Source organism: Chitiniphilus purpureus, assembly GCF_025642115.1.
Taxonomy (GTDB): domain Bacteria; phylum Pseudomonadota; class Gammaproteobacteria; order Burkholderiales; family Chitinibacteraceae; genus Chitiniphilus; species Chitiniphilus purpureus.
This window is the reverse complement of the sequence record NZ_CP106753.1, coordinates 2,902,903-2,928,471: the sequence shown is the minus strand read 5'-3', so window position 1 is coordinate 2,928,471 and position 25,569 is coordinate 2,902,903. Positions and strand designations below refer to the sequence as shown.

At 64.6% G+C, this 25,569-nt stretch carries 27 protein-coding genes; 22 read left to right on the top strand and 5 right to left on the bottom strand.

The features are described from left to right. Nucleotides 1-50: 50 nt before the first annotated feature. Both N8I74_RS13515 and N8I74_RS13510 read right to left on the bottom strand, forming a co-directional pair. Nucleotides 51-1,445 carry a sensor histidine kinase gene (locus N8I74_RS13515; RefSeq protein WP_263123628.1) on the bottom strand — a complete coding sequence of 465 codons (1,395 nt, stop codon included), beginning with the start codon at nt 1,443-1,445 and terminating at the stop codon, nt 51-53. After that, nucleotides 1,442-2,119 carry a response regulator gene (locus tag N8I74_RS13510; RefSeq protein ID WP_263123627.1) on the bottom strand — a complete coding sequence of 226 codons (678 nt, stop codon included), beginning with the start codon at nt 2,117-2,119 and terminating at the stop codon, nt 1,442-1,444. Before N8I74_RS13510 ends, N8I74_RS13515 begins: the two co-directional genes overlap by 4 nt. Nucleotides 2,120-2,301: 182 nt before the next feature. Here N8I74_RS13510 and N8I74_RS13505 point away from each other — a divergent pair, with 182 nt between their 5' ends. From N8I74_RS13505 to N8I74_RS13495, 3 genes are all read left to right on the top strand, one after another. Next, the gene (locus N8I74_RS13505; protein ID WP_263123626.1) at nt 2,302-3,390 is read left to right on the top strand and encodes an ABC transporter substrate-binding protein; all 1,089 of its coding nucleotides are present in this window, start codon (nt 2,302-2,304) and stop codon (nt 3,388-3,390) included. Between the two features lie 158 nt (nt 3,391-3,548). Next, nucleotides 3,549-4,184 carry a carbonic anhydrase gene (locus N8I74_RS13500; RefSeq protein WP_263123625.1) on the top strand — a complete coding sequence of 212 codons (636 nt, stop codon included), beginning with the start codon at nt 3,549-3,551 and terminating at the stop codon, nt 4,182-4,184. Nucleotides 4,185-4,206: 22 nt separating this feature from the next. Beyond that, complete coding sequence (locus tag N8I74_RS13495; protein WP_263123624.1) at nt 4,207-5,898, top strand: SulP family inorganic anion transporter; 1,692 nt, start codon at nt 4,207-4,209, stop codon at nt 5,896-5,898. Nucleotides 5,899-6,092: 194 nt separating this feature from the next. Here the strand turns inward: N8I74_RS13495 and N8I74_RS13490 are convergent, their stop codons facing one another. The 3 genes from N8I74_RS13490 to crcB all read right to left on the bottom strand — a co-directional run bounded on the left by N8I74_RS13490 (nt 6,093) and on the right by crcB (nt 7,981). Then, a complete protein-coding gene (locus N8I74_RS13490; RefSeq protein WP_263126756.1) occupies nt 6,093-6,479 on the bottom strand; it encodes a VanZ family protein in 387 nt (128 codons plus the stop codon). Nucleotides 6,480-6,481: 2 nt separating this feature from the next. Further along, nucleotides 6,482-7,435 carry a thioredoxin-disulfide reductase gene (trxB, locus tag N8I74_RS13485; protein WP_263123623.1) on the bottom strand — a complete coding sequence of 318 codons (954 nt, stop codon included), beginning with the start codon at nt 7,433-7,435 and terminating at the stop codon, nt 6,482-6,484. Nucleotides 7,436-7,597: 162 nt separating this feature from the next. Then, complete coding sequence (gene crcB / locus N8I74_RS13480; RefSeq protein WP_263123622.1) at nt 7,598-7,981, bottom strand: fluoride efflux transporter CrcB; 384 nt, start codon at nt 7,979-7,981, stop codon at nt 7,598-7,600. Nucleotides 7,982-8,065: 84 nt separating this feature from the next. Between crcB and N8I74_RS13475 the strand changes: the two genes are divergently transcribed. From N8I74_RS13475 to rnhB, 19 genes are all read left to right on the top strand, one after another. Further along, nucleotides 8,066-8,758, top strand: coding sequence for an ABC transporter permease (locus N8I74_RS13475; protein ID WP_263123621.1), 693 nt, complete (start codon nt 8,066-8,068; stop codon nt 8,756-8,758). Beyond that, nucleotides 8,758-9,348 (top strand): hypothetical protein, encoded by a 591-nt coding sequence (locus tag N8I74_RS13470; protein WP_263123620.1) that lies wholly within the window; start codon nt 8,758-8,760, stop codon nt 9,346-9,348. The genes N8I74_RS13475 and N8I74_RS13470 overlap by 1 nt, the downstream gene beginning before the upstream one ends. Next, nucleotides 9,345-10,313, top strand: coding sequence for an MlaD family protein (locus tag N8I74_RS13465; protein WP_263123619.1), 969 nt, complete (start codon nt 9,345-9,347; stop codon nt 10,311-10,313). The genes N8I74_RS13470 and N8I74_RS13465 overlap by 4 nt, the downstream gene beginning before the upstream one ends. 5 nt (nt 10,314-10,318) lie before the next feature. Then, on the top strand, nt 10,319-11,119 hold the full coding sequence (locus N8I74_RS13460) for a hypothetical protein (RefSeq protein ID WP_263123618.1): 801 nt from the start codon (nt 10,319-10,321) through the stop codon (nt 11,117-11,119). Nucleotides 11,120-11,258: 139 nt separating this feature from the next. Continuing rightward, nucleotides 11,259-11,978 (top strand): 30S ribosomal protein S2, encoded by a 720-nt coding sequence (gene rpsB / locus N8I74_RS13455; protein WP_263123617.1) that lies wholly within the window; start codon nt 11,259-11,261, stop codon nt 11,976-11,978. Nucleotides 11,979-12,058: 80 nt separating this feature from the next. Further along, a complete protein-coding gene (gene tsf / locus N8I74_RS13450) occupies nt 12,059-12,937 on the top strand; it encodes a translation elongation factor Ts (RefSeq protein ID WP_263123616.1) in 879 nt (292 codons plus the stop codon). Nucleotides 12,938-13,039: 102 nt separating this feature from the next. Continuing rightward, nucleotides 13,040-13,759 carry a UMP kinase gene (pyrH, locus tag N8I74_RS13445; RefSeq protein ID WP_263123615.1) on the top strand — a complete coding sequence of 240 codons (720 nt, stop codon included), beginning with the start codon at nt 13,040-13,042 and terminating at the stop codon, nt 13,757-13,759. A gap of 137 nt (nt 13,760-13,896) precedes the next feature. Further along, a complete protein-coding gene (gene frr, locus N8I74_RS13440; protein ID WP_263123614.1) occupies nt 13,897-14,454 on the top strand; it encodes a ribosome recycling factor in 558 nt (185 codons plus the stop codon). Nucleotides 14,455-14,470: 16 nt separating this feature from the next. Next, on the top strand, nt 14,471-15,229 hold the full coding sequence (gene uppS / locus N8I74_RS13435; protein WP_408611924.1) for a polyprenyl diphosphate synthase: 759 nt from the start codon (nt 14,471-14,473) through the stop codon (nt 15,227-15,229). After that, nucleotides 15,223-16,020: a phosphatidate cytidylyltransferase gene (locus N8I74_RS13430; RefSeq protein WP_263123612.1), complete on the top strand. Its 798-nt coding sequence runs from the start codon at nt 15,223-15,225 to the stop codon at nt 16,018-16,020. The genes uppS and N8I74_RS13430 overlap by 7 nt, the downstream gene beginning before the upstream one ends. A gap of 11 nt (nt 16,021-16,031) precedes the next feature. Next, nucleotides 16,032-17,255 carry a 1-deoxy-D-xylulose-5-phosphate reductoisomerase gene (gene ispC / locus N8I74_RS13425; protein WP_263123611.1) on the top strand — a complete coding sequence of 408 codons (1,224 nt, stop codon included), beginning with the start codon at nt 16,032-16,034 and terminating at the stop codon, nt 17,253-17,255. After that, nucleotides 17,249-18,586: an RIP metalloprotease RseP gene (gene rseP / locus N8I74_RS13420; protein ID WP_263123610.1), complete on the top strand. Its 1,338-nt coding sequence runs from the start codon at nt 17,249-17,251 to the stop codon at nt 18,584-18,586. The genes ispC and rseP overlap by 7 nt, the downstream gene beginning before the upstream one ends. Nucleotides 18,587-18,610: 24 nt before the next feature. Next, nucleotides 18,611-20,896 (top strand): outer membrane protein assembly factor BamA, encoded by a 2,286-nt coding sequence (bamA, locus tag N8I74_RS13415; RefSeq protein ID WP_263123609.1) that lies wholly within the window; start codon nt 18,611-18,613, stop codon nt 20,894-20,896. Between the two features lie 36 nt (nt 20,897-20,932). Further along, nucleotides 20,933-21,424, top strand: coding sequence for an OmpH family outer membrane protein (locus N8I74_RS13410; protein ID WP_263123608.1), 492 nt, complete (start codon nt 20,933-20,935; stop codon nt 21,422-21,424). 8 nt (nt 21,425-21,432) lie between these two features. After that, nucleotides 21,433-22,467 carry a UDP-3-O-(3-hydroxymyristoyl)glucosamine N-acyltransferase gene (gene lpxD, locus N8I74_RS13405; RefSeq protein ID WP_263123607.1) on the top strand — a complete coding sequence of 345 codons (1,035 nt, stop codon included), beginning with the start codon at nt 21,433-21,435 and terminating at the stop codon, nt 22,465-22,467. After that, nucleotides 22,464-22,919 (top strand): 3-hydroxyacyl-ACP dehydratase FabZ, encoded by a 456-nt coding sequence (gene fabZ / locus N8I74_RS13400; protein WP_263123606.1) that lies wholly within the window; start codon nt 22,464-22,466, stop codon nt 22,917-22,919. Before lpxD ends, fabZ begins: the two co-directional genes overlap by 4 nt. A gap of 46 nt (nt 22,920-22,965) precedes the next feature. Continuing rightward, nucleotides 22,966-23,742 carry an acyl-ACP--UDP-N-acetylglucosamine O-acyltransferase gene (gene lpxA / locus N8I74_RS13395; protein WP_263123605.1) on the top strand — a complete coding sequence of 259 codons (777 nt, stop codon included), beginning with the start codon at nt 22,966-22,968 and terminating at the stop codon, nt 23,740-23,742. 10 nt (nt 23,743-23,752) lie between these two features. Then, entirely contained in the window at nt 23,753-24,931 is a 1,179-nt protein-coding gene (gene lpxB / locus N8I74_RS13390) for a lipid-A-disaccharide synthase (protein ID WP_263123604.1), read from the top strand. Continuing rightward, nucleotides 24,931-25,524 carry a ribonuclease HII gene (gene rnhB, locus N8I74_RS13385; protein ID WP_263123603.1) on the top strand — a complete coding sequence of 198 codons (594 nt, stop codon included), beginning with the start codon at nt 24,931-24,933 and terminating at the stop codon, nt 25,522-25,524. Before lpxB ends, rnhB begins: the two co-directional genes overlap by 1 nt. The last annotated feature ends 45 nt before the right edge of the window (nt 25,525-25,569 follow it).

The following is a 25,569-nucleotide window of genomic DNA, read 5'->3' as shown; positions in this document are numbered from 1 at the left end:
TTTTCACCGGGCGCCGTGCCGACGTGACGACAGGCTGCGTGTGGCCGGATTCAGGATTCGGGCAGCAATGCCGGCCAGCAGACCCGTACGGTCAGCCCGCCTCCGGGCGTTTCGTCGAGGATGATGCGACCCTGATGGCGGGCTGCGATCTCAGCGACAATGGCCAGTCCGAGCCCGCTGCCCTCGCCACGCGCGGTGGAGCCGCGATGAAAACGCTGGAACACCAGTTCGCGCTCGGCTTCAGGGATGCCCGGCCCGTTGTCGCTCACGATCAGGATGGCCTGTTCGCCCAGCTGCATGGTGCTCAGCGTGATGGTGCTGCCGGCACCCGCATAGCGGATGGCGTTGTCTATCAGGTTGCCGATCAGTTCCTGCAGCAGCTGTGGATTGCCCAGGATCTTGACCGGCACGGTCTCCTGCACGCCCAGGTCGACGCGCTGCCGGTGGCTGACCGGCGCCCATTCCAGCGCGCATTGGCGTGCAGCACTGGCCAGATCGAGCGGCAACAACGGCAGCGTGTCGCCGCGCTCGTTCTCCAGGCGCGCCAGTGCAAGCAGTTGCACCACACCGCGTGATGCATCCTCCAGGGAGCCGCGCATCGTCGCCAGCCGTTGGCGCACGCCGGGCAGCTCCGGCTCCCGTTCGGCCAGCTCGACCTGGGCACGCAACACTGCCAGCGGAGTCTTCAATTGATGCGCCGCGTCGGCGAAGAAGCGGCGGCGGGCGGCCAGCATGCGCTGAATGCGTGCCACATATTGATTGAGCGCGCGCACCAGCGGTTGCAGCTCACTAGGCCGCCCTGGCGCGCGGAACGGTGCAAGCTCGTCTTCCCGTCGGGTGCTGACTTCTTCGGAAAGATTTCGCAGCGGCTGCAGGCCACGGTGCAACGCGCCCAGCACGATGGCGATCACCAGCAGGATCAACAACGCCTGGCGCCAGAGCGTCTTGACCAGCATGTGGCGCGCAAAGGCGCGGCGCATCTCGCCGGTTTCGCCCACCAACACCGAGATCACCAGTGTCTGCGCCGCTGATACCTCGTGCACCGGCTGGCGCAACGCGATCATGCGCACGCTCTCGCCTTTGTATTCGGCATCGTAATAGGCCGGGCGGTAGAACACCGGTGGGCGTTGCGGTGGCGGGAGATCATCGTAGCCGGTGATGCGCCGTCCCTCCGCGTCATCCACCCGGTAGAACACCCGCACCGAGACATTGCCTTCCAGGCTTTCCAGCGACAGATGCGGCAGATCCACGCTCAACCGCCCGTTGCGGATGCGTGCGCCGTCGGCGATCGACTTGGCCGACGAGAGCAAGGTCCGATCGAACACCGCGTTCGCCGCGGTCAACGAATGCTGATAGGTCAGGATCGCATCGATGATCAGCACGACCAGCAGCGGCAGCAACAACGAAACGGCAAGCTGCCACCGCAGCGTACTACTTGTCTTCATTGCATGGCGGAACGGGTCTCAAGCATGTAGCCCAGGCCACGCAGCGTGACGATGGAGATATCGTCGCTGGTCAGCTTGCGCCGCAGGCGGTGGACGTAGATCTCGATGGCTTCGGGGCTGCCGCTTTCGGTCATGCCGAAAATCTGGTCGGTGAGCGTCTCCTTGGCCACCGCGCGCCCGGCACGCAGCGCCAGGATCTCCAGCACCGCATGTTCGCGCGGGGTCAGCACCAGCGGCTGGTCGTGCAGCGTGAACATCCGGGTCACGGTGTCATAGACCAGCGGCCCGCACGGAATGCGCGCCTGTTCCAGACCGTTGGCGCGGCGGATCAGCGCGCGGGTCCGCGCTTCGAGTTCGGCAAGTTCGAATGGCTTGGACAGGAAGTCATCCGCGCCCAGGTCCAGCCCGCGTACCCGGTCCTCGAGCGCGCCGTGCGCAGTCAGGATCAGCACCGGCACACGTGCCCGCCGTCCCCGCAATCGCTTGAGAACTTCCCATCCATCCAGGCGCGGCAGTGCCAGATCAAGTACGACGAGTGCATAATCGTGCGTATGCAGCACGTGGTCGGCCGCCTCGCCGTCATGGACCGCATCGACTGCAAAGCCCGCTTGCTCCAGAGCCGTACACAGTGATTCGGAGAGCTGGGGATTGTCTTCCACAAGCAAGATGCGCATCAGGTGTCCATAAGGAGTTTTACATATTCGAGGATGGTAACCATCGTGCCCGGGAACACCAGCACCTTTTGTCAGCGCCAAAAGGAAGTGGAAATGAAAGTGTAATGTAGGGTTTGCCCACTAGGCTGCGGCCGGAACGTTTACAGATGAAGTGCGCTCTCGCGATCAGGACGGGGGCTTCGATGCAAGCATGGCGTCGTTATTGGGTGGTGGCGTTGCCGTTTGTGGCTTTGGCCCTGCTCTTTTTCTTGTTGCAGCACAATTCCCGCGATCGTCTCGTATCACGTGCGCGCGGGGAAGGCCATCTGGTGATCTACTCGGTCACCGATTCGGTCGTCGCACGCCCGTTGGTGGCAGCGTTCGAGGCACGCTATGGCGTGCGGGTCGATTATCGCGAGATGAACAGTATCGTATTGCAGCAACGTTTCCTGGAGGATGTGCGCCAGGGCACACCCGTCGCCGACGTGCTGTGGAGTTCGGCGATGGACCTGCAGATCAAGCTGGCCAACGACGGCCATGCCGCAGCCTATTCACCTTACGACGCCCAATCCTTGCCGCCATGGGCTGGATACCAGCAGCAGGTGTGGGTGACGTCGTTCGAGCCGGTGGTATTCGTATACAACCGCGAGCTGTTGCAACCCCATGAAGTGCCGGAGAGCCGGCTTGCGCTGCGCCAGATGCTGCAGCGCCATCCGGGACGCTTCCAACGCCGCATATCGAGCTACGACATCGAACGATCGGCAGTGGGGTTCAACTTCTTTGCCCAGGATGTGCGCGTGGCGCGCGAGGAGGCCTGGCGGCTGCAGCGCCAGTTCGGGCGTTCCAAGGTACGGCTACACGGCTCGTCCGCCACCATGCTCGACGAGCTGTCGGCCGGGCAGACGTTGCTGGCCTACAACGTGATCGGTTCATACGCGGCCGAACGGGCGGGCAAGGATCCACGTCTCGGTGTGATCTACCCCCATGACTACACCCTGGTGATGGGACGGCTGGCGTTGATCTCTCGATACGCGCCGCATCCGAGTGCCGCCAAACTGTGGCTGGACTTCGTGCTTTCCGAGGAAGGGCAGCGGCTCCTGGCCCGCACGCCGGGTACCTTCTCGGTGCGCAGGCTGGCCAGCGAGGCCCGTGATTTCGATGCCTTGAGCCGTTTGCTCGGTGACAGCTTCGAGCCGATATTTCCTGGTCGTGGGTTGCTTATCTATTTGGATGACCTTAAGCGTAATGTGCTGCTTCAGCGCTGGCGCGAAGCAACCGGATTCAAATCCTGACTTTACCTTTCCGTGATGTACGGCTGTTTATAGGTGTTGAGCGTGGCATGTTTGTTGGCTAACTGACAGCCAGGGTTCGGATACTGCTCCGCAGCTGCCGACGGAATACACCGTGTTCCGTATAAGGACGGCCCCACCACATGGAGAGGTACCCTGTCATGAAAAAGTTATTCGAAGGCGCACGTCGTTTCCGGACCCACACCCATCCCTACCGCAGCCAGCTTTTCCAGAACCTGGCCCAAGGGCAACAGCCGGAAGTGCTGTTCATCACCTGCTCTGATTCACGCATCGATCCCAACCTGCTCACCCACACCGAACCCGGCGACATCTTCGTGCTGCGCAATGCCGGCAACATCGTCCCCCCGCATGGCATGACCGGCGGCGGCGAGGAAGCCACCATCGACTACGCCGTGCTGGTACTGGGCGTCGAGCACATCGTGGTGTGCGGCCATACCGACTGCGGCGCGATGAAGGGCCTGCTGCATCCGGAAAAGCTCAGCGAACTGCCGACGGTGGCGCGCTGGCTGTCCCATGCCGAAGCGACGCGTTCGGTGGTGCGCTGCATGTGCCAGGAACTGCCAGAAAATGAACAGCTCGAGGAAGCGATCCGGCAGAACGTACGGGTGCAGCTGAACCACCTGCGCACCATTCCTTCGGTGAACGCACGCCTGGCCCAAGGCCGCCTCAAGCTGCATGGCTGGGTCTACGACATTGCCAGTGGCGACGTCCACGTGCTGGACGAAGCAAGCGGTCATTTCTCGACTCTGGCCTCGCTGGAACTCGAGACCGCCTAAGACCTAGGAAAGGATGAGCATCATGAAAGACTCGGCACAGGCGACCTTGTCGATCGGCGAGGTGGACGCACTGTCCGCCTCGCGCGGGACAGGCGACGCCAAACAAGGCAAAGGCGGCATTCTGCAGGGGATTTTGGATTGGCGTCGCCACGCGGCGGCTGATTTTCTGGCATCGATCGTGGTGTTCCTGGTGGCGCTGCCCTTGTGCATGGGGATTGCCATCGCCTCCGGGGTGCCGCCGGCGCTGGGTATCCTCACCGGCATCATCGGCGGTATCTTCGCCGGCATACTTGCCGGTTCGCCGCTGCTGGTCAGTGGTCCGGCTGCGGGCCTGGCGGTGATCAACTGGGAGCTGGTCCAGCAGCATGGCATCCTGGCGCTGGGTCCGGTGGTGCTCATGGCCGGTCTGTTGCAGATGGTGGCGGGTACCTTCCGCCTGGGGCAGTGGTTTCGCGCCGTGTCGCCTTCGGTGATCCACGGCATGCTGGCGGGTATCGGTGTATCGATCGTTGCGGCCCAGCTCTACATCATGCTGGACCTCAAGCCGATCGGTAACGGCATCCGCAACCTGGCGCACTTCCCGAGCGAGCTGGCCTCGGTGGTCACCAACCTGGCGCAAGGCCAGGGCACGCTGCTCGGTCAGGTGGGTGGTTCCAGTTCACACCTGGCGGCAATGGTCGGCGTCTTCACCATTGTGGTGCTGCTCGCGTGGAGCAAATTCGCGCCCAAGTCCATGAAGCTGGTGCCGGCACCGCTGGTGGCGGTGATCATGGGGGCATTGCTTGCCACCGTGCTCAATCTGCCGATCCGCTACGTCAACGTGCCGTCCAATCTGCTTGAAGGTGTGCAGGTGACGAGCATGGCCAGTTTGAGCAGTGCGTTCAGCGGCCCGCTGTTCATGGCCGCGCTGGCGATGGCCTTCATCGCCAGCGCCGAGACGCTGCTGTCGGCCGTGGCGGTGGACAAGCTGCACGACGGTCCGCGTACCCGGTACTCGAAGGAGCTGTTCGCTCAGGGCGTGGGCAATACCTTATGCGGCCTGATCGGTGCCTTGCCGATGACCGGGGTGATCGCCCGCTCCAGCACCAACGTGCAGGCCGGTGCCAAGTCGCGCGGTTCGACCATCCTGCACGCCATCTGGCTGCTGTTGTTCGTGTCGTTGCTGCCGGTCGTGCTGCGCCATATTCCGATCGCCAGCCTCGCCGCCGTGCTGATCGTGATCGGCTGCAAGCTGATCAACCCGCGCGATATCGCCAAGCTGATGCACTTCGGCAAGGTGGAGCTGGGCATCTACATCATCACGCTGGTCGCCATTGTCTGCAGCGACCTGCTGGATGGCGTGATCCTGGGCATCGGCCTCGCATTCGGCAAGCTGCTGTACGACCTGCTGCACCTGGACACCAACCTGAAGGTCGAGCATGTGACGCACCGTGCAGTGCTCAAGCTCAGCGGCGCGGCCACCTTCATCCGTCTGCCCAAGCTGGCGGCTGTGCTGGAAAAGGTGCCGAACAACGTCGAGCTGCACGTCAACATCCGCGAGTTGAGCTACATCGATCCGGCCTGCCTGGAACTGCTGGAGGACTGGGGCGAGCAGCATAAGTCGACCGGCGGCTCGGTGGTGATCGAGTGGGAGACGCTGTTCTCTAAGTACCGCCGCGACGGCAAGCGCACGACGCAGCAACTGCACGGCAGTGTGGGAACGGCCGATACCTGACCGGTTCAATGCATGGTGTGACCCAAGACTGATTTCTCTGGCGCGGCGCAAGCCGCGCTTTTTTTTGTAGAAGAGGGGTGGAAGAGAAGAGGGGTGGAAGCCGGCGTGCGCCAAGGTGGCCGAACGGCCGGCTGGCGCGACGGTGCAGCGGCGGCTGACATCAAGGCCGGCCGCCTCGCGAAAGTCCCGCCCGATCAGTCCTGGATATTCGCCTGATGCCGCGTGCGGTATGTGCCGGCCTGCCAGATCACGATGCCGACCAGGGCGCCCAGGCCATTGGCCGCGATATCGTAGAGATCGAAGCTGCGCCAGGCCGTGAAGGACTGTGCGACCTCAACCGCAGCCCCCATCAGCAGCGCCCCCAGCCATACCGCAAGGGGGCGTCCTGGAAAGGCCCGGAGGCCCAGCCAGGCCAGCATGCCGTACCCGAACAGGTGTTGCAGCTTGTCGCCCTGGGCCAGCGGCGGGCCGGCCAGCGGCAGCAGCGAACCGACCCAGATCGCCAGCGCCCACGTGCCGAGCAAGGCCACGGCCAAGCGTCGCCGCGGCGGCTGAATGGCGGCTGCGGGTCCGGCCGGCATGGTCAACGCAGTGTCTCGAGATAGCGATCCGCGTCGAGCGCGGCCTGGCAGCCCGAGGCGGCCGAGGTGACCGCCTGCCGATAGATATGGTCCTGTACGTCACCGGCGGCGAACACACCCGGGATGCTGGTCGCGGTCGCGTTCCCTTCGCGCCCGCCCTGGGTGATGATGTAGCCGGTCTGGTCCATGTCCAGCTGGCCTCTGAAGAGGTCCGTATTGGGCTTGTGGCCGATCGCGATGAAGACGCCGGACAGCGCAAGCTCGCGCGTGCTGCCGTCCTGGGTCGACTTCAGGCGCATGCCGGTGACACCGCTCGCGTCGCCCAGCACTTCGTCCAGGGTCTGGTTCAGCGCCAGCGAGATCTTGCCGCTATGCACTCTTTCCATCAGATGATCGACCATGATCTTCTCAGCGCGGAAGGTGTCACGGCGATGCACCAGCGTGACGTGATCGGCGATGTTGGCAAGGTACAGCGCCTCCTCGACCGCGGTATTGCCGCCGCCGACGACCGCCACCCGCTGCCCACGGTAGAAGAAGCCATCGCAGGTGGCGCAGGCCGAGACGCCCTTGCCGGCAAACGCCTCTTCGGACGGCAACCCGAGATACTGGGCCGAAGCGCCGGTGGCGATGATCAGCGCATCGCAGGTGTATTCGCCGGCGTCGCCGATCAGCTTCTTCGGATTGGCACGCAGATCGGCAGTATGGATATGGTCGAAGATCATCTCGGTGCCAAAGCGCTCGGCATGCTTCTGGAAACGCACCATCAGATCCGGGCCCAGCACACCCTCGGCATCGGCCGGCCAGTTGTCCACATCGGTCGTCGTCATCAGTTGGCCGCCCTGGGCAAGGCCGGTGATCAGGACCGGCTTGAGATTGGCACGGGCGGCGTAGACGGCGGCGGTATAACCCGCCGGTCCGGAACCGAGGATCAACAGACGGGAATGCGTGGAGGCCATGGCGTTCTTCCTTGGTGGATATGCGCAAAGGCGCATAGTGTAAACGTGAGGCTCGGCGAGGAGCCAATCGGAAAAGCCTATGAAAGCAATTGGGTTTTCGCATCCACCGGCATCGGCTGCTGTCGTGCCCCGGCAGGGGCGCCGCGGGGGCGGGGCGCCTCCTTATCCCTTAATAAGGGCGATGGTGCGTATTCCAAGCCAGGTGAGCAGCAGCGAGCCCGCCACGTGCGCCACGATGGTCGACACCGCCCAGCCCGGTTGCTGCTTGAGCGTCATCGCGGTCACTTCGGCCGAGAAGGTGGAGAACGTGGTCAGGCCGCCCAGGAAACCGGTGGTCAGCAACAGCCGCAGCTCGACCGGCGCGCTGTGCCACAGGCTGAACGCGCCGATGGCGATGCCCATCAGATAGCCGCCGATCCAGTTGGCTGCCAGCGTGCCAAGCGGCATGGCGGGAAACAGTGGGTTGAGCAGCAGCGCCAGCCCCCAGCGGGCCCAGGCACCGAGGGCGGCACCCAGGCCGATCAGCAGGAACGCGGCGGGATTCATCGCGGGGCGCATCGGTCGGTGTGGAGATGGCGACGATTATAGCCGTGCTTTGCTATAGTCGGCCGGTCAGCCCCCGGCCTCCCAATGCGCGCTCTTCTGCCTGTCCTGACTTCATTGTTCGAGCTACGCCGCCGGCCGGTGCGCCGGGTGCTGCTCAAACAGATCTATTTCACCGGCAACGAGGCCGCACTGATCATGCTGCTGATCGGCTTCGCGCTGGGCGGTATCGTGGTCAGTCAACTGCATGACCAATATGGCCAAAGCCGCGAGGCGGCGATGCGGCTGCTGGCGGTGTTGAGCTTTCGCGAGCTGACACCGTTGACGGTGGGGCTGGTGCTGATTGCGCGCTCCTCGTCGGCGGTGGCCAGTGAGCTTGCCAGCATGCGCGTGCATGGTGAAATCCGCAGTCTGATGCGCTTTGGCATCGATCCGATCGGCTACCTGATCCTGCCGCGGCTGCTGGGCATGACGCTGGCCGCCACCTTCCTGGGGTTCCTACTGGCATTGTCGGCCCAGCTGGGCGGTGCGGTCTTTTCCTATGGCACCGATGTGGCCTACCAGTTGTTGCAGCTGGACCGCATCCTCACGCCGGTGATGGTCGGGGTGTGTCTTGCCAAATCGGCGTTGTTCGGCTTTGCCGCCGCCCTCGTCGCCTGCCTGGTAGGGCTGCGCGCCAAGCCTTATGTCACCGAGATTCCCAAGGCATCGTCGCGCGCCGTGGTGCGGGGGTTGGTGCTCGTCTTCCTGCTGGACCTGCTGTGGGCGGTGGTGGCCTGATGGAACAAGCCGTGTTCACCCTGGCGCTCGAACCCGGGCTCACCGTGCGCGTGGGCGAGCGCTACTGGCTGGAGGCGCATGCCGAGATCGAGCGCGACAACTGGCTCGATACCCTTGCGCGCGTGGCGCTCGATGTCTGGCCGGGCAAGGTGGCGAGCCTGGACGGCAACGGCGGGCTGGTCAACAACCTGAGGGTGTGGGAAAACCTGATCCTGCCTGCGTGGTACCATCACGGCGACTCGCTGGCCGGGCTGGAAACCGCGCTGTTGGCGCTGTTTGCCGAAGTCGGGGTCGACGAGGCGCAGGCCGTCGGCATCTGTCAGGGCCTGCCCGCCGCGTTGGGGCGCGAGCAGCGTCAGGAACTTGCGCTGCTGCGGGCGGCGTTGCTCGAGCCTTCCTGCCTGGTGATCGACGGCGACTGGTACGCCTTTCTCGCCTACGGTCGCGGCCTTGCCTGCAGGCCATTGTTTGAACGGATGACAGAACAGGCGGTGACCTTCGTCGCTGCCGCCTACCCGCCGCCTTCGGCCAGCTTCCAACGGCTGCTGATCGGGGATGCGGCCCAACTTACCGTATCCGATCGACCATGAAGCTACTCCGGGACAACGATCCACGTTTCCAATGGCTCAGCTGGCGGGTGGGCGCATTCGTCGGCAGCGCGGCGATGCTGCTGATCATGCTGGTGGTGCTGCTTGGCCTTAAGCAAGGGTATTTCGTGCCCAAGAGCCGCCTGCATTTCGTGGCCGAGAACGGCAAGGGCATGCTGCCGGGCATGCAGGTGCGCCTGTCGGGATTCAAGATCGGGGTGGTCGACAGCGTGGCGCTCAACGAGCAGGCCAAAGTGGATGTGGAGCTGCTGGTCGAGGAGCGCTACCTGAAATGGATCAAGCCCGATTCGAGCGCGCTGATGCAGCAGGAAGGGCTGATCGGCGATCACTATATCGAGATCGTCGGCGGCAGCCCCAATGCCCCGCCAGTGGAAGATGGCGCCAAACTGACCTTCGCGCCCACCATGGGCCTGTCGGAAATCGCGCTCGACCTGCGCGGTCATGTGCTGCCGGTGATCGATTCGGTACAGGGCACCCTCGATTATCTGAATGATCCGCAGGGAGACCTGCGTGCCACTGCCGCCAACGTGCGCAGGCTTAGTACCGAGCTGCACGAGACCCGGGCCGCGGTGGACAAGCTGCTGGCCAACCTGGACCGCCTCACGGGCGAGCAGGTGCCGCAGGTGCTGGCCAGCACCGATGCGGCGCTGCGCCGCACCGAGCGTATCGCCGGCGAACTGGAGCAGCGGCTGCCGGGCATGCTGGACCGGCTCGACGGCACCCTGGGTGCTGCGCAGGGCGCCGCCAGCGAAGCGCGCAGTGCGGCCGGCACGCTGCGCCGCGCGGTGGACGAAGCTGCGCCGCGCCTGCCGTCACTGATCCGCAATACCGATGATCTTGTCATCGGGGGGCGCCAGGTGCTGGACGGCGCCAGCCGTGCCTGGCCACTCCGACTGTGGGTGAGTCCGCCTGACGCCTCCGCGCCGCTTGCGGCGAGCCGGGAGTGAACGCCATGCGCGCCCTTGTGTCGTCATTGTTGCTGGCCATGCTGTTGGGATGCGGGGCCAGCGGGCCCAAGGCCGAGAAGCCCGCGCGCGTGCGGCTTGCCGAAGCGGCGATGCAGGCAGGCAATCGCGCCTACGCCGCCGAGCGTTATCAGGACGCGGCCGCATCGTGGCAGTCCGCGTTCGATGCCTACCGCAGCATCGATGATTGGCGTGGCCAGGGCGAGGCGAGGCTGGGGCTGGCGCAGGCATTCGCGCGGCAGCAGCAGCGCGCGGCGGCGCGCAATGTGCTGCTGGACATGCCCGGGCAGGGTCTGTTCGCGCAGGCGCAGCGCGTGCGGGCCGCCTATCAACTTGCCTTGCTGGCGATCGCCGACGATGCACAGGAGGCCGCCGGTAGGCTGGCGCAGGCACGCGCGCTGTGTACTGCGCCGTGCGTCATCGCGGTGCAGCTGGACAACCTGGCCGCGCGCCTGGCGCTGCCCACCGATCCCGGTGCAGCCGAGCGCCTGGCGCAGGCCGTGTTGGCGCAAGGCGAGGACGTGCCGGCGGTGGAGCGTGCCGCGGCGCTGCGGTTGATCGCACAGGCCCGGCTGCAACGTGGCGAGCCTGCCGCAGCCCGGGCACCGCTCGAAGCAGCGATCGCGCTTGACCGGGTGCTTGCCGAGCCGGGCTTTCTGGCCGACGACCTGCGCCTGCTGGTCCAGGTGGCGCAGGCGCTCAATGACGGCGCGTTGCTGCACGAGGCAACGACGCGGTTGGCCGGCGTGTGCGCGGGCCAACGCATCCCCGAATGCACTGTGCCTTGAAAGGTTGGCTGCGGGGCGGCTATAATCTCGCGCTCCGCATTTTGCGGAAATCTTCCCGGTCCGCACCTTAAGGGTGCCGGGGCATCCGCCCTGGTGTCGCGCGGACGGTAGGCCATAACCCTTATCTGGAGTTGCATCCATGTCGATTAGCATGCGTGAAATGCTCGAGGCCGGCGTCCACTTCGGCCATCAAACCCGTTACTGGCATCCGAAGATGGGGCAGTACATCTTCGGTGCGCGCAACAAGATCCACATCATCAATCTGGAAAAGACCCTGCCGTTGCTGGAGGAGGCGCTCAAGTTCGTGCGCCGCCTGTCGGCCAACAAGGGTAGCGTCCTCTTCGTCGGCACCAAGCGTCAGGCCCGCGAGATCATTGCCGAGGAAGCCAAGCGCTCCGGCAGCCCGTTCGTCGATCATCGCTGGCTGGGTGGCATGCTGACCAACTACAAGACGGTCAAGCAGTCGATCAAGCGCCTTGAAGATATGCAGGCCATCCTCGCCGACGAAAGCAGCGGCTATGGCAAGAAGGAACTGCTCGACATCAAGCGCGAAGTCGAGAAGCTCGAACGCTCGCTCGGCGGTATCAAGGAGATGAAGGGCTTGCCCGACGCGATCTTCATCGTCGACACCGGTTACCAGCACGGCACCGTCATCGAAGCCAAGAAGCTTGGCATTCCGCTGATCGGCGTGGTCGATACCAACAACGATCCGCAGGGCATCGATTACGTGATCCCGGGCAATGACGATTCCAGCCGCGCGATCCGCCTGTATGCCCGTGCCGTCGCCGACGCCGTGCTCGAAGGCCGTAACCAGGCCATTCAGGAAATCGTCGAAGCGGCTACCAGCGCCGAGGCGTAATACAGCGCTGCGATCATCCATTGAAAAAGGGGCCTACCAGCCCCTTTTTCGTAACATTGAATACATCCTAGGAGTACATCATGGCGGAAATCACCGCAAAGATGGTTGCCGAGCTGCGCGAAATGACCGGCATGGGCATGATGGAGTGCAAGAAGGCGCTGGTCGAGGCCGACGGCGACATCAAGAAGGCCGAGGAAGTGCTGCGGATCAAGTCCGGCAACAAGGCTTCCAAGCTGGCCGGCCGTACCGCTGCTGAAGGCACGGTGGTGACCTTCATCAGCGACGACAAGAAGCTGGGTGCGCTGCTTGAAGTGAACTGTGAAACCGACTTCGTTGCCAAGGATGAAGGCTTCCTCGGCTTTGCCCGTGCCGCCGCCGAGACTGCCGCCAAGTCCGATGCCGCTGACGTCGAGGCCCTGGCCAATGTCAAGACCGCATCGGGCGAGACCGTCGAAGAGGCCCGCAAGGCCATCGTCGCCAAGCTGGGCGAGAACATCACGCTGCGCCGCTTCGTGCGCTACACCACCGCAGGCCAACTGGCCGCCTACCTGCATGGCGCCAAGATCGGCGTGCTGGTCGATTTCGAAGGCGGTGCGGAACAGCTGGGCAAGGACATCGCGATGCATATCGCCGCCTCCAAACCCAAGTCGCTGGATGTGAGCGGCGTGCCGGCCGACCTGATCGAAACCGAGCGCCGCGTTGCCATCGAACGCGCCAAGGAAGCGGGCAAGCCCGAAGCCATGCTCGAAAAGATCGCCGAAGGCACGGTGCAGAAGTTCCTGAAGGATGTCACCCTGCTGGGCCAGCCTTTCGTCAAGGACGACAAGCAGACCATCGAGCAGCTCTTGAAGTCCAACTCGGCCAAGGTGAATGCTTTCACGCTGTTCGTGGTCGGTGAAGGCATCGAAAAGAAAGTGGTGGACTACGCCGCCGAAGTGGCCGCCGCCGCCAAGGTCTGATCCGCAAGGCTGTTGCCCGGCCTTGTATCCGTGGAAACGCCGCGCGGCAACGCGCGGCGTTTCCACACCTGCCAATTGCCCGCACCTGAAAAGGAAACCTGCATGAGTCAAACGCCCAAGTACAAACGCATCCTCCTGAAACTCTCCGGCGAAGCGCTGATGGGTGAGGATAGCTACGGCATCAACCGCGTCACGATCGAGCGTATCGTCGGCGAGATCAAGGACGTGGTCGATCTGGGCGTGCAGGTCGCCATCGTCATCGGTGGCGGCAACATCTTCCGCGGTGTGGCGCCGGCGGCGGCCGGCATGGATCGCGCCACCGCGGACTACATGGGCATGCTGGCAACGGTGATGAACGCCTTGGCGCTGCAGGACGCCATGCGCCACGCCGGTGTGGTCAGCCGGGTGCAGAGCGCCCTCACCATCCAGCAAGTGGCCGAACCCTATATCCGCGGCAAGGCGATCCGCTATCTGGAAGAGAACAAGGTGGTGATCTTCGGCGCGGGCACCGGCAACCCCTTCTTCACCACCGATACCGCCGCAGCGTTGCGCGGCATGGAAGTGGGCGCGGACATCGTGCTCAAGGCCACCAAGGTCGACGGGGTCTATACCGATGATCCGAAGAAGAACCCCGACGCGGTCCGCTACCAGAGCGTGACCTTCGACGAGGCGATCGGCCGCAACCTTAAGGTGATGGATGCCACCGCCTTCGCGCTGTGCCGCGACCAGAAGATGAACATCAGCGTATTCAGCATCTTCAAGCAAGGCGCGCTCAAGCGGGTGGTGCTTGGGGAAGACGAAGGCACGCTGGTACACTGCTGAGTTTACGGCGCCAACTGCCGATCAGCAGTCCGCAGGAACATTGTCCCGGGCGTTCGCCCCAAGCGTGAGCGGACGCGGGGCGTCGAACAGGCGGAACCCCATCCGCCTGTTTGCTTTCGCAGCAAAAGGATAGCCTTATGATTGCCGACATCAAGAAGAACACCGAAACCAAGATGCACAAGACGATCGAGACGCTGAAGGCGGATCTGGCCAAGGTACGCACCGGCCGTGCCCATACCGGCCTGCTCGATCATGTGCAGGTCGATTACTACGGCACGCCCACCCCGGTGAACCAGGTGGCGGCGGTCACGCTGATCGACGCGCGCACCATCGGCGTGCAGGCTTGGGAAAAGAACATGGTCGCCAAGATCGAAAAGGCCATCCGTGACTCCGACCTCGGCCTCAATCCGGCTTCGCAGGGCGATGTCATCCGCGTGCCCATGCCCATGCTGACCGAAGAGCGCCGCCGCGACCTGACCAAGGTGGTGCGGGGCGAGGCCGAGAGCGCGCGCGTGGCGGTGCGCAACGTCCGGCGCGATGCCAACGATCAGCTCAAGCGCCTGCTCAAGGACAAGGAGATCTCCGAGGACGACGAGCGCCGCGGCCAGGACGAGGTGCAGAAGCTGACCGACAAATTCATCGCCGAGGTCGACAAGCTGCTGGCCGACAAAGAAAAAGAGCTGATGACCGTATAAGGCGATCGCCGTGGCCATTTTCCGCAGTTCCACCCGCGAGGTGCCCGCCGATCCGCCCAGCGTGCCCCGTCATGTCGCCATCATCATGGATGGCAACGGCCGCTGGGCCAAGCAACGCCTGATGCCGCGCATCTTCGGCCACAAGCGCGGCGTGGATGCGTTGCGCGAGACGGTCAAGGCGTGTGACGCACTGGGCGTGCGTTTCCTGACGGTGTTTGCGTTCAGCAGCGAGAACTGGCGACGCCCGGCCGACGAAGTCTCCTTTCTGATGGGCCTGTTCCTGCGGGTGCTCGATTCCGAGATCGAGCGCATGCATGAGCGCGGCATCCGGCTCAAGATCGTCGGCAACCGTGAGAAATTCTCGCCCGAACTGGTGACGCTGATCGAGACCGCCGAGGCACGCACCGCAGCCAATAGCGGATTGACCCTGTCCATCGCCGCCGACTACGGCGGCCGCTGGGATGTGCTGCATGCGCTCAACCGGCTGCATGCCGAACATCCGGAGCGGAGCGGGCAGGTGAGCGAGGAGGACCTCGTTCCCTATCTGGCGATGAGCTACGCGCCCGAGCCTGACCTCTTCATCCGTACCGGTGGCGAGCAGCGCATCAGCAATTTCCTGTTGTGGCAGCTTGCCTATACCGAACTTTATTTCACCGACCTGCTCTGGCCTGATTTCGGCCAGAAGGCCTTCGACGACGCGATCGCCTGGTACCAGGGCCGTGAACGGCGGTTCGGCCGGACCAGCGAACAGCTGCAGGCAGTCAGCGGATGCTGAAGACCCGGATCCTGACCGCGCTGGTCCTGCTGCCGCTGGTGCTGGCGGCGCTGTTCCTGTTGCCCCACATGGGCTGGGTGGCGTTCGTGGCGCTGGTCTGCGGCCTTGGCGCATGGGAATGGAGCCGGCTGTGCGGCGTTCATGGCTGGCGGGCGGGGGTGCTGCCGCTCTTCGTGGCCGCCGGCATCGCCGGGCTCGCGCCTGCCGCAGTGCCGCTGATCGATGCACCCTGGTGGCCGGTGGTGCTGGCGACCGTGCTCTTCTGGCTGATCGCCGCGCCGGCCTGGTTGCGCTGGCGCTGGCCGTTGACCCGCACGCTGGCGCGCGGCCTGCCGATCGGCTTCCTGCTGTTGCTCGGCGCGGGCCTGAGCCTGGTCGCACTGCGCGGCCACCTTGGCCCGGTGGGCGTGCTGGCCGTCTTTGCGGTGGCCTGGATCGCCGATACGGCGGCGTACTTCTCGGGCAAGGCCTTCGGCCGGCACAAGCTTGCCCCGGCGATCAGTCCGGGCAAGACCTGGGAAGGGGTGGCAGGCGCGGCGATCGCGGTCGCCCTGTATGCCGCGGCGCTGTCCTGGCACTTCGATTTTTCATGGTGGCGCTGCCTGGTGGCCGCGCTGGCGCTGATGGTGATCTCGATCGTGGGTGATCTGCTGGAGTCGCTGTTCAAGCGACAGGCGGGGCTGAAGGACTCCAGCGCGCTGCTGCCCGGCCACGGCGGGGTGCTCGACCGCATCGACAGCCTGATTGCACTGATGCCCCTGGCGCTGCCGCTGATCTACTGGTTGCTGTAAACGGGATGCCGATGTCCACCGCTATTCGAACCCTGACTGTCCTTGGTGCCACGGGCAGCATCGGAACCAGCACGCTCGACGTCGTCGCCCGTTACCCCGGGCGCTATCGGGTGTACGCGCTGACCGGTGCCTCGCAGCTGGACCGGTTGTACGAGCAGGCCCTCGCTTTTTCGCCCCGCTATGTGGTGGTCCTGGTCGAGCAGGCTGCGGAGCGGCTGGCGAAACGCCTGCGCGCCGCAGGCAGCGATACCGAGGTGCTGTGCGGCGAGGCGGCCTTGGAACAGGTGGCAAGCGCCGCCGAGGTGGATACGGTGATGGCCGCCATCGTCGGTGCGGCCGGCATGCGTCCGACCCTGGCCGCCGCCCGCGCCGGCAAGCGGGTGTTGCTCGCCAACAAGGAGACGCTGGTCCTGGCCGGTCGCCTCTTCATGGATGCGATCAACGCTAGCGGTGCGGAACTCCTGCCCATCGACAGCGAGCACAATGCCATCTTCCAGGTGTTGCCGCGCGCGCATCGCGAGCATCCCTATGCCGCCTCGCTGGGCGAGGCTGGCGTCACCCGCATCCTGCTGACCGCATCGGGCGGGCCGTTCCGCTCGCGGCCGCAGGAGAGCTTTGCCGCCATCACCCCGGAAGAGGCGATCAAGCATCCGAACTGGTCCATGGGCCGCAAGATCTCGGTCGACTCGGCCAGCCTGATGAACAAGGGGCTGGAGGTGATCGAGGCCCGCTGGCTGTTCAATGCGCTGCCGCACGAGATCTCGGTGGTGGTGCATCCGCAGAGCATCGTCCATTCGATGGTGGAGTATGCCGACGGTTCGGTACTGGCGCAGCTTGGCACACCGGACATGCGCACTCCGATCGCCTATGGCCTTGCGTACCCGGAGCGGGTCGTCTCCGGCGTGAAGGCGCTCGATCTGTTCAGTGTCGGCCGACTGGATTTCGAAGCCCCGGACCTTGCCCGCTTTCCCTGCCTGCGGCTGGCGTTCGAAGCGCTGGCGAGCGGTGGCGCCGCCACCGCGGTGCTCAACGCCGCCAATGAAGTGGCAGTGGCTGCCTTCCTTGAACGGCAACTCTCCTTTCCCCGGATCGCCGCGCTGATCGAGGCGGTGCTGGCACAGCATGGCGGCCTGCCCGCCGACGATCTGGATGCACTGATGGCTGCCGACCGGGTGGCACGCGATGCGGCCCACGCCTGGATTGCCCGCAGCGGTGCCTTGATCGCACCATGCTGACCCTGCTGGCCTTCATCGTGACGCTGGGCCTGCTGGTGACAGTGCACGAGTATGGCCACTATTGGGTCGCCAAGCGGTGCGGGGTGAAGGTGCTCACCTTCTCGATCGGCTTTGGCAAGCCACTGCTGACCTGGCGGCGTGGCGAAACGACTTGGCAGCTGGCGATGCTGCCGCTGGGCGGCTATGTGAGGATGCTCGACGAGCGCGACGGCACTGTGCCGGCGTCCGAGGCCGCGCGCGCGTTCAATCGGCAGCCGCCCCTGAAGAAGATCGCAGTGGTGGTGGCCGGGCCGCTGGCCAATCTGATATTGGCGTGCGGGCTCTACTGGGGGTTGAATGCCTGGGGATACGACGGCATCCGCGCCATTGCCGGCCAAGTGGTGGCCGACTCGCCGGCTGCGCGTGCCGGGCTGCGCAGCGGTGACGAGATCCTGTCGGTCGATGGGCGCGCCACCGCCACGTGGGATCAGCTCTTCATCGCCCTGATCGATACGGCTGGATCGGGTACGCCGGTGTCGCTGGTGGTGCGTACACCCGGCCAGGGCGAGCACGCCGTGCAGCTGCCGCCGATCGCCGTCGCGCAGATCGAACCACAATTGCTGGGGCGGCTTGGCCTGACAGCCGCGCCGTTGTCCACCCGGATCGCCAATGTGGCACCGGGCGGTGCCGCCGCGCGCGCCGGCCTGCAGCCGGGCGACCGGATCACCGCCCTTAATGGCGAGCCCATTGGCGACTGGTCGGTACTGCAGGCAAGGATCGCCCGGCTGGGCGGCACCGAGATCCGGCTCACGCTGGCGCGTGCCGGGGTGCTGAAGACCGTCACGGCGGTGCCGGACAGTGTCCGGCACGGTGCACGCAACATCGGCCGGCTGGGAATCGCACCTGCGGTGGATGAGGCGCGCTGGGCGCAGCATCAGGTGCGGTTGCAGTTCGGCCCCATCGAGGCGCTGCTGCAAGGGCTGGACAAGGCGTGGACCTATACGCGGCTGACGCTGGCCATGTTCTGGCGCATGCTGGCTGACCGGACCGGGCTCGATCAGATCAGCGGTCCGCTGACCATCGCGGTGTATGCCGGGGAAAGTGCCCGCGCGGGTCTGTCGGTCTATATCGACTTCCTGGCCTTGATCAGCCTGAGCCTGGCGGTGCTGAACCTGTTGCCCATCCCGCTGCTGGATGGCGGGCATTTGATGTATCATACCGCCGAATTGCTGACCGGCCGCCCGGTTTCAGCCCGCCTCGAAGCCCTGGGGCAGCGCATCGGCCTGTTGGTGCTGCTCGGCTTGATGGCGCTTGCGCTCTTCAACGATTTCAATCGGTTCATCCCGGGCTGATTATCCCTTCCCGACCTGCACACAATGAAACTAAAACCGCTTCATCTGTTGCTCGCGGCCATGTTCGGCTCGACGCTTGCCGCTGCCTGGGCCATCGATCCCTTCACGGTCCGTGATATCCGGGTGGAAGGGCTGCAGCGTACCGATCTTGGAACGGTGTTCAACTACCTGCCGGTCAAGGTCGGTGAGCGCTTTGACGATGGCCGCGCCACCGAGTCGATCAAGGCACTGTTCGCCACCGGATTCTTCGAGGACGTGCGCATCGAGCGCGATGGCGAGACGCTGCTGGTGACGGTGCAGGAGCGGCCGACCATCGCGCAGATCAACATCAACGGTGCCAAGCTGCTCGAAAAGGATCAGATCCGCCAGGCGCTGCGCGGCCAGAACTTCGCCGAGGGGCGGATCTTCGAGCAGGGTGTGCTTGATGCGGCGGTGAACGAGCTCAAGCAGCAGTACTACGCCCGCGGGCGCTACTCGGTCATCGTCAAGGCGCAGGTCACCAAGCTCGAGCGCAACCGGGTCGGGGTGCAGTTCGATATCGCCGAAGGCGAAGTGGCGCGCATCGAGCGTATCAATATCGTGGGTGCCAAGGCTTTCGAGGAAGACGATCTGCTGCAGGAGATGGCGCTGACCACGTCCAACTGGATGACGTGGTACACCCGCTCGGACCAGTATTCCAAGCCCAAGCTGCAGGCCGATCTGGAGGTGCTGCGCTCCTATTACCTGGACAGGGGCTATCTCGAATTCAATGTCGACTCCACGCAGGTGGCGATCTCGGAAGACCGTGAATCGGTCTATCTGACGATCAACGTGAGCGAGGGGGCCCAGTATTCGGTCAGTGATGTGAAGGTCGTCGGCGAAACGGTGCTGGGGCAGCAGGCGTTGCAGGAGCTGGTCGAGATCAAGGCGGGCGAGATCTTTTCGCGGCAGAAGCTCAACAAATCCACCGCGGCGATCGCCGACCGGCTGGGTGACGAAGGCTACGCCTTCGCCAACGTCAATGCCGTACCGCAGATCGACAAGGAAAAGCACACAGTCGCCTTCACCATCTATGTCGACCCAGGTCGCAAGGTGTATGTACGTCGCATCAATGTCAGCGGCAACAACCTCACCCGGGACGAGGTGATCCGGCGTGAATTGCGCCAGCTTGAATCGGCGCAGTACGACGGTTCCAAGATCAAACGTTCGCGTCAGCGGCTCAACCAGCTTGACTACTTCGGTGAAGTGAACATCGACACCGCGCCGGTGTCCGATGCGCCCGACCAGGTCGACATGAACGTGAGCGTGACTGAGAAGAAGACCGGTCAGTTCAATATCGGCGCGGGTTACGGCCAGTCCGAAGGGGTGGTGTTCGTGCTGTCGCTGTCGCAGAACAACTTCCTTGGCTCAGGCAAGCAGTTCAGCGGCGAATTCAACAATTCCAGCGCGAACAAGGTCTACTCGTTCTCGCTGCTCGAGCCCTATATGACGCCCGACGGCGTTTCGGTGGGCTATAACCTCTATCGGCGCGATACCGATCCGTCCGAGCTGGACATCGGCGACTATTCCACCTCGGCCTACGGCGGCAGCGTGCGCTTCGGCTTCCCGACCTCGGAAACCAACCGCATCAACTTCGGCCTCTCGGCCGAAACGCTGAAACTGCAGACCACCTCGGATTCGCCCAACCGCGTACTCGAGTTCATCGATCGCCACGGTGCCACCAACAGCACGTTCGGCGCTTCGCTGTCCTGGTCGCGCGATACCCGCGACAGCGCCGCCTACCCCACGCGTGGCATGCTGACGACCGTGGGCGGGGAAATCACCATCCCCGGCTCGGATCTGGACTACTACAAGTTCAATTTTTCCAATCAGCTGTTCATCCCGATCTGGGGCAACACCAGCCTGTTGTGGAACATCGATGTGGGCTGGGGCGACCAGTACAACAACAGCGAATTCCCGTTCTACAAGAACTATTACGCTGGTGGGGTCTCGTCGGTCCGTGGTTACGATTACGGCACAATCGGCCCCAAGGACGAGAACGGCGATGGGATGGGCGGCAACAAGAAGCTGGTCAACAACTTCGAGCTCCTGTTCCCCATCCCCGGGATGAAGGACGACAAGTCCACCCGGCTGAGCGTCTTTGCCGACGCCGGTGGCATCTGGGCTTCCGGGACCGATCCTGCGGTGGACGACCTGCGCTATTCGGCCGGCGTCGCCTTCACCTGGATCTCCCCGATCGGTCCGATCAAGCTGTCATGGGCGAAGCCCTTCAGGGCCAAGGACGACGACGAGACCAAGGGCTTCCAGTTCCAGTTGGGCAATGTGTTCTAGCAGTGGCAAGGGTATGCCAGGATTCGGGGTGGTCAGATGAAGCACTGTATCGCAAGCATGATCGGCGTGTTGTTGATGATGGTTTCCGCTGTCGCCAGCGCCGAGCTCAAGATCGGCGTGGTCGATACCGAACGCATCCTGCGCGAGTCGGCTCCGGCCATCCGTGCCACCAAGCGGCTGGAGAAGGAGTTCGAAGTGCGGCGCCAGGAATTGCAGAAGGTGTCGGCGCAGGGCAAGGCGCTGCAGCAGGGCATGGAAAAGAACAGCCTGCCCGAGCTTGAGCGCAAGGCGCGCGAGCGCGAGCTGGTCCGCCTGAACCAGGATTTCCTGCGGATGCAGCGCGAACTGAACGAGGACCTCAATGCCCGCCGCAACGAGGAGCTTGCCGGCTTGCAAGAGCGCGTCAACAACGCGATCCAGCAGATCGCCAACGGTGAGAAATACGACCTGATCCTGCAGGAAGCGGCCTGGCGCAACCCGAAGATCGACATCACCGACAAAGTGCTCAAGCTGTTGGCCGACAAGTGAGTGCGAGCATGCGCCTCTCCGAACTCATTGCAAGGCTGGGTGGCGTGCTGCGAGGCGACGATGTCAGCGTCGATGCGGTCGCGAGCCTGGAGCGGGCGGGGCCCGGCCAGATCGCATTCATCGCCCAGGCCAAATTCCTCGATAGTGCCCGCGCTAGCGCCGCCGCCGCACTGATTGCGCGCGAGCAGGACGCGGCTGCGCTTGAGACACCCTGCATCGTCACCCCCGATCCTTACGCCTACTACGCCCGCGTGGCGCAGCTGCTGCATCCGCGTGCACCGCTGGTGCCCGGCATCCATCCCGCCGCCATGGTCGATGCCGCCGCGGTGGTGCATCCGCAGGCGCAGGTCGGGCCTGGGGCGGTGATCGAAGCCGGGGCGCGCATCGGTGCAGGTTCGGTGATCGGCGCCCAGGCCTATGTGGGGGAGGGCGCGTGCATCGGCGAAGGTTGCGTGTTGCATCCGCGGGTGGTGGTGGCGGCCGGCTGCGAGCTGGGTGACCGCGTCATCGTCCACCCTGGTGCGGTCATCGGTTCGGATGGCTTTGGCAACGCCTGGGCACATGATCATTGGGAGAAGATCCCGCAACTGGGGCGGGTGCGCATCGGCCATGATGTCGAGATCGGTGCCAATACCACCATCGACCGGGGCGCGCTCGACGATACCGTGATCGGCGACGGTGCGCGCCTGGACAATCTGATCCAGGTAGCCCACAACGTCCAGATCGGCGAGCACACGGCGATCGCCGGATGCGTCGGCATCGCGGGCTCGGCACGGATCGGTGCGCGTTGCCAGATCGGCGGCGCGGCGATGATCAGCGGCCATCTGAGCATCTGTGACGGCGTGGTCGTGCTTGGCGGCACGCTGGTGGCCAAGACCATACACCGTCCTGGCGTCTATTCCGGCTCCTATCCGATGCAGGGCCATGCCGACTGGCTGAAGAATGCGGCGCAGCTGCGCCATCTGGACCAATTGGTTGAACGCGTGAAGTTTCTTGAAAAAAAACTGGCGACGCTGGCGCCGCCCGCGGGGGAACAAGCATGAGCATCATGAATATCCAGGACATCCTGAAGTATCTGCCCCACCGTTACCCGTTCCTGCTAGTCGATAGGGTGCTTGAGCTTGAGCTTGGCAAGTCGATCAAGGCGGTCAAGAACGTGACCATGAACGAGCCGTTCTTCATCGGCCACTTCCCGCAATACCCGGTGATGCCCGGCGTGCTGATCATCGAGGCGCTGGCACAGGCGGCGGGTGTGCTGGCGTTCAAGAGCGAGAACAAGACGGCCGACAGCGGCACGCTCTACCTGTTTGCCGGCATCGACAATGCCCGCTTCAAACGGCAGGTGCTGCCTGGCGACACGCTGACCTTGTGCGTCGAGCTGGTCGCGCAGAAGCGGGGCATCGGCAAGTACACGGCCAAGGCCTATGTGGGTGAGGAGCTGGCTGCCGAGGGCGATCTGATGTTCGCGGAGCGCCAGGCGCCCACCGCGCAATAACGCGTATTCCCCAGCCCATCGTATCGTCCCTCCCGGAAGTTCCGTCATGGCTTTCATCCATCCCACGGCCGTCGTTGATTCCAAGGCCGAGCTTGCCGACGATGTCGTGGTCGGTCCCTATGCCATCATCGGTCCGGACGTGCGCATCGGCGCCGGCAGCGAGGTTGGCGCCCATGTGGTGATCGGGGGCGTCACCGAGATCGGCAAGTGCAACCGCTTCCACCCGGGCGGGCATATCGGCTGCCCGCCGCAGGACAAGAAATACCAGGGCGAGCCGACGCGACTGTTGATCGGCGAGGGCAACACCTTCTTCCAATGCGTCACGGTATCGGTGGGCACGCAGCAGGACGGCGGCGAGACCGTCATCGGCGACGACAACTGGCTGATGGCCTACATGCATATCGGCCATGACTGCCGCATCGGCAACCATGTGGTGTTCGCCAACTCGGTCACGCTCGGCGGCCATGTCCACGTGGGCGACTGGGTGGTGCTGGGCGGGCTCGCGGCCATCCACCAGTTCTGCGTGATCGGCGCGCATGCGATGGCGGGCGGCGGTTCCATCATCGTGCAGGACCTGCCGGCCTTTGCCATCTGCGAGGGCAACCGTGCGCAGGTGCGTGGCCTGAACATCGAAGGGCTGAAGCGACGCGGGTTCGACGCGCAGCAGATCGCCAACGTCAAGCGTGCCTACAAGCTGCTATACCGTGACGGGCTGTCCTACGAGCAGGCACGCGAGCAGATCGAAGCGCTGGCGTCGACCCAGCCCGAATTGCAACCGTATGTGGATTTCTTTGCCCTGAGCCGGCGCGGCATCATCCGTTGATCGTGACAGCATGAGCGACACCTTGTTTGCACCGGGCGGCAAAGGGCCGCGTGTGGCCATCGTCGCCGGCGAGGCTTCAGGCGATCTGCTGGGCGCCGACCTGATCCGGGCGGTGCAGCGCCGCCTGCCCGACGCGCGTTTCGCCGGCATTGCCGGCCCGCGGATGATCGCCGCCGGCGCGCATTCCATCGTACCGATGGCCAAGCTCTCGGTGCGCGGCTATATCGAAGTGCTGCGCCACCTGCCCGAGCTGCTGGGCATCCGGCGGCGGCTGAAGCGCGCCATCGTCAAGGAGCGTCCTGATCTCGTGATCGGCATCGATGCGCCTGATTTCAACCTGGGCCTGGAGCGCGCGGCGCGCGAGGCGGGGCTGCAGTCGGTGCATTACGTCAGCCCGTCGGTCTGGGCCTGGCGCGCCGAACGGCTCAAGAAGATCGGGCGCGCCGCCTCGCATGTGTTGCTGCTCTTTCCGTTCGAAGCGGCGATCTACCGCGAGGCAGGCATTCCGGCCACCTACGTCGGTCATCCGCTTGCCGCCCAGTTTCCCATGGTGCCGGACCAGGCGGCGCTCCGCGAGCTGTTGGACCTGCCGGAGAAGCGCCTCGCCTTTGCGTTGCTGCCCGGCAGCCGCGTCAGCGAACTGGAGATGCACGCCGAACTCTTTGTGCGTACCGCCCAGCTGCTGCATGGGCGCTATCCCGAGGCGCTGTTCCTGGTGCCGCTGGTGACGCGTGAGACCCGCCGGCTGTTCGAGGACGCGATCTGGCGCCTGGGGGCGCAGGACCTGCCGTTCCGGTTGATGTTCGGCCATGCGCACGAAGCGATGATGGCGGCCGACGCCATCCTGGTCGCATCCGGCACAGCGGCACTGGAAGCCATGCTGGCCAAGCGGCCGACAGTGGTCACCTACCGGATCAGCCGGATCACCTATTGGCTGGTCCGGCGCAAGCTGAAGATCCCGTACGTGAGCCTGCCCAATGTGCTGGCGGGCGAGCGCATCGTGCCCGAGCTGTTGCAGCATGACGCCACCCCGGAAAAGCTGTCTGCGCAGCTGGCGGCCTTCATCGAAGACCCCGAGGCAAGCGCGGCGCTGACCGCCCGCTTTGCCCAGTTGCACGAATCGCTGCAGTGCGGCGGGGCCGAACAGGCGGCCGAAGTCATCGTCTCATTGCTGCAGAAGGCACGCTGATGCTGGTGTGCGGCGTCGATGAGGCAGGACGGGGGCCGTTGGCGGGCGCGGTGTTCGCGGCGGCCGTCATCCTGCCTGACGACCATGGCCTGATCGGCCTGGATGACTCCAAGAAACTGAGCGCCCGCCAGCGCGAATCGCTGTTTGCGCAGATCCAGGCACGTGCGCTGGCCTGGGCGATCGCCGAGGCCAGCTGCGAGGAGATCGACGCGCTCAATATCCTGCATGCCACCATGCTGGCAATGCGCCGCGCCGTCGAGGCGCTGGCCACGCCACCGCAGCAGGCGCTGATCGACGGCAACCGCGTGCCGCCAGGGCTGACGATGCCGGCCACGGCCATTGTCCAGGGCGATGCCAAGGTCGCCGCGATCTCGGCGGCCTCCATCCTGGCCAAGGTGGCGCGCGATCGCGACCTGTTGCGCCTGGATCAGTGTTATCCGGGCTACGGCTTCGCCAAGCACAAGGGCTATCCCACTGCCGAGCACCTCGACGCGCTGGCGCGGCTGGGCCCAAGCCCCGTGCACCGCCGCAGCTTCGGCCCGGTGCGGGCCGCCTGTGCGCAGGGCCGGCTCTGGGACGGTGCGCAAGACTGATGCGGTGAAACCGTGATTGCCACGGCTGGCGTCAAAACCTAATAT